3 protein-coding genes are annotated in these 3,310 nt (G+C 66.5%); 2 read left to right on the top strand and 1 reads right to left on the bottom strand.

The annotated features are described in order from the left end of the window. Positions 1-1,512 (top strand): penicillin-binding protein 1A (locus AC5E6L_RS14800; protein ID WP_491774322.1); only part of this gene is annotated, 1,512 nt, incomplete at its 5' end. Between the two features lie 106 nt (positions 1,513-1,618). After that, positions 1,619-2,744, top strand: a protein-coding gene (gene prfB, locus AC5E6L_RS14795) for a peptide chain release factor 2 (RefSeq protein WP_491774320.1) whose coding sequence is annotated in 2 segments (ribosomal slippage) — positions 1,619-1,687 and positions 1,689-2,744 — 1,125 coding nt in all. Because the reading frame shifts where the segments join, the coding sequence is not laid out codon by codon here. Positions 2,745-2,753: 9 nt separating this feature from the next. Here prfB and AC5E6L_RS14790 read toward each other — a convergent pair. Beyond that, positions 2,754-3,134, bottom strand: coding sequence for a hypothetical protein (locus AC5E6L_RS14790; RefSeq protein ID WP_491229506.1), 381 nt, complete (start codon positions 3,132-3,134; stop codon positions 2,754-2,756). Between the last annotated feature and the right edge of the window lie 176 nt (positions 3,135-3,310).

Below are 3,310 nucleotides of genomic sequence, written 5' to 3'. Positions count from 1 at the left end.
CTGGTCGATTTCGACCGCAAGCGGGGCTGGCGCGGCCCTGTCGGCCAGATCGACACTTCCGGCGACTGGGGCCCGGCGCTCGGCGAATTCGACCTTCTGCGCGACGTTCCCGAATGGACGCTGGCCGTCGTGCTCGCGACCGCCGAGGACGGCGTCCGGATCGGCCTGCGCCCGGACCGCAGGCTGGGCGGCGGCGTGGTGGACGCGCGCGCGCGCGGCGCGATCCCGCGCGACGATCTCGACTGGGCCTTTCGGTTGCGCGACGAGGACGGCGTCCGGCGCGCGGACTCCATCGATGAGGTGCTGCGGCCGGGCGATGTGATCCATGTGGCGGCCACGGACGCCGACACCTATTCGCTTCAGCAGGTACCCGAAGTGTCTGGCGCGCTGGTCGCCATGGACCCCAATACGGGCCGCGTCCTGGCGATGGCCGGCGGCTTCTCCTTCCATGAAAGCCAGTTCAACCGCGCCACGCAGGCCTATCGGCAGCCCGGCTCCTCGTTCAAGCCGTTCGTCTACGCCGCCGCGCTCGACAATGGCTATACGCCCGCTTCGGTGATCATGGACGCGCCGATCTCGATCGTCTCGGGCGGCGAGGTCTGGGAGCCCAAGAACTATGACGGCTTGGTCTCCGGCCCGTCCACGCTCAGGCTGGGCATCGAGCGTTCGCGCAACCTGATGACGGTCCGCCTGGCGCAGGACATGGGCATGCGGCTCGTCTCCGAATATGCCGAGCAGTTCGGCGTCTACGACGATCTGTCGCCGGTGCTGGCCATGTCGCTGGGCGCGGGCGAGACCACGGTCCTGCGCATGGTCACGGCCTATGCCGTGCTCGCCAATGGCGGCCGGCAGATCCAGCCCTCGATGATCGACCGCATCCAGGACCGCTACGGCAGCACCGTCTACAGGCAGGATCGCCGCCAGTGCGAAGCCTGCGATGCGGGACAGTGGCTCGCCCAGGACGAGCCGGGGCTTGTCGATACCCGCCAGATCGTGCTCGACCCGATGACCGCCTATCAGATGACGTCTATGATGGAAGGGGTGGTGCTGCGCGGCACGGCAACGGCGCTGCGCGAACTGGGCCGGCCGATCGCCGGCAAGACCGGCACGACCAACGACTACAAGGACGCCTGGTTCATCGGCTATACGCCCACCCTCGTCACCGGCGTCTATATCGGCTTCGACAAGCCCACGCCCATGGGGCGTGGCGCCACGGGCGGCCAGCTCGCCGCGCCGGTCTTCAAGACCTTCATGACAGCGGTCCTCGAAGACCGGCCCATGACCGACTTCACGATCCCGGAGGGCATGTCTCAGATCCAGATCGACCGGAAGACGGGCATGCGCGCCACGGAAGGCGACCTGATTGTCGAGGCGTTCAAGCCAGGCACGGGCCCCGCCGACAGCTATTTCGTCATCGGCGCCGACCAGGTCGCCATCCAGGCCGAGCGCCAGCGCCAGATTTCGCCCACCGCCCAGCAGGCGATCCAGAGCGGCTCGGGCGGCCTGTTCTGACCGGCGGGCTTTACAGACCCCTGTAAGGCCCCTAAGTGTCCGCGACCGCGCCGGCCTTGTTCCGGCGCGCCGCCACCCACCCTCGGCAAGGACCGGATCGCCTCCCATGCGCGCTGAAATCGCGACCCTTATCGACAGCATCAGGCAGGCCATAGCCCTGCTGAGGAGGCATCTTTGACTGGGATGCGTCCGTAAAGCGGCTCGACTATCTCAATGCCCGCGCCGAGGACCCCGACCTTTGGAGCGATCCGGCCGAAGCGCAGAAGCTGATGCAGGAGCGCCAGCGGCTCGAAGAGATGATCACCGCGATCACCGGCTTTGACCGGGCGCTCGACGACAATGTCGAGCTGATCGAACTGGCCGAGGCCGAGGACGATGCCGAGACCCTCGCCGAGGCCGAACAGGCGATCCGCGATCTCGAAACGCAGATCGACAAGCGCCAGATCGACGCGCTGCTTTCGGGCGAGATGGACCGCAGCGACACCTATGTCGAAATCCATTCGGGCGCCGGCGGCACCGAGAGCCAGGATTGGGCGAACATGCTGCTGCGCATGTACACGCGCTGGGCCGAGCGGCGCGGCTTCAAGGTCGAGTTGCAGGAATTCTCCGCCGGCGAGGAGGCGGGCGTCAAGTCGGCGACGCTGCTGGTCAAGGGCCACAACGCCCATGGCTGGCTGAAGACAGAGACGGGCGTGCACCGCCTGGTGCGCATCAGCCCCTATGATTCCAACGCTCGCCGTCACACCTCGTTTTCGACGGTCGGCGTCTATCCGGTGATCGACGACGATATCGAGATCGAGATCGCCGACAAGGACATCCGCGTCGACACCTACCGGTCGTCCGGGGCCGGCGGCCAGCACGTCAACACCACCGATTCGGCCGTGCGCATCACGCACCACCCCACCGGCATCGTCGTGACCTCGTCGGAAAAGTCGCAGCACCAGAACCGCGCCAACGCGATGAAGGCGCTCCGGGCGCGCCTTTATGACCTTGAGATGAAAAAGCGCGAGGAGGCGGCCGCCTCGGCCCATGAGGGAAAGAGCGACATCGGCTGGGGCCACCAGATTCGTTCCTACGTGTTGCAGCCCTATCAGCTTGTGAAGGATCTGCGCACCGGCACCGAATCCACCGCGCCGTCCGACGTGCTCGACGGCGCGCTCGACCCGTTCATGGAGGCCGCGCTCGCCCAGAAGGTGTCTGGCGAAAAGGTCGAGGTCGAGGACGTCCAATAGGGTTTGGCGCTATCGGTAGCCTGCCTTGCGCATCTTCTGAATGTGCGCGACGGCCGCCAGCAGCGCCTGCCGCATCGAACGGGCATTGCCGATGCCGACGATCTGGTCGTCGTCGGGCCCGCGCGTTTCCTTGAGCGTGCAGCGCCACATCGTGTTCTTGTGCGCGCTGGCATGGCCGTCGAACGACAGCGCCCAGCCGGCAAAGGCCCGCCCGACAATGGCGAGCACACCGTCCAACCCTTCCAGCAGCATCGCCTTGGCCGCGGATGTCTCGATCGCGCCGCCGGGCACCTCGGCGAGCATGGCGGCGCCCGCCTCGGCCATCGCCTCATCGAAGCTCTCGGCGGCTTCTAGCCATTCATGCAGTGCCTTCAGCGCCGCCTCGTCCATCATCGTCTCCGCTGCCTGTCAACACCGTCCAGCATAGGCGTGGCGGACCGCGAGCCCTTGATACCAATCAAGGAAACGCCGTTGCGACCGGGCAAGTCTGCGCGCGGCGAAAACCGTACCCGAATGGAGGGACACCCGTGCTTAGCTCTTCGCTCAATGTCATCTTTTTCGAGAAA

This window comes from Roseitalea sp., from assembly GCF_984466335.1.
Note: the sequence above shows the minus strand (reverse complement) of the source record. Positions and strands in the feature narration are given on the sequence as shown.

Bases quoted from the DNA above. Each gene is read 5' to 3' on its own strand.
- AC5E6L_RS14790 (WP_491229506.1), bottom strand. From the start codon at position 3,134: ATGGACGAGGCGGCGCTGAAGGCACTGCATGAATGGCTAGAAGCCGCC.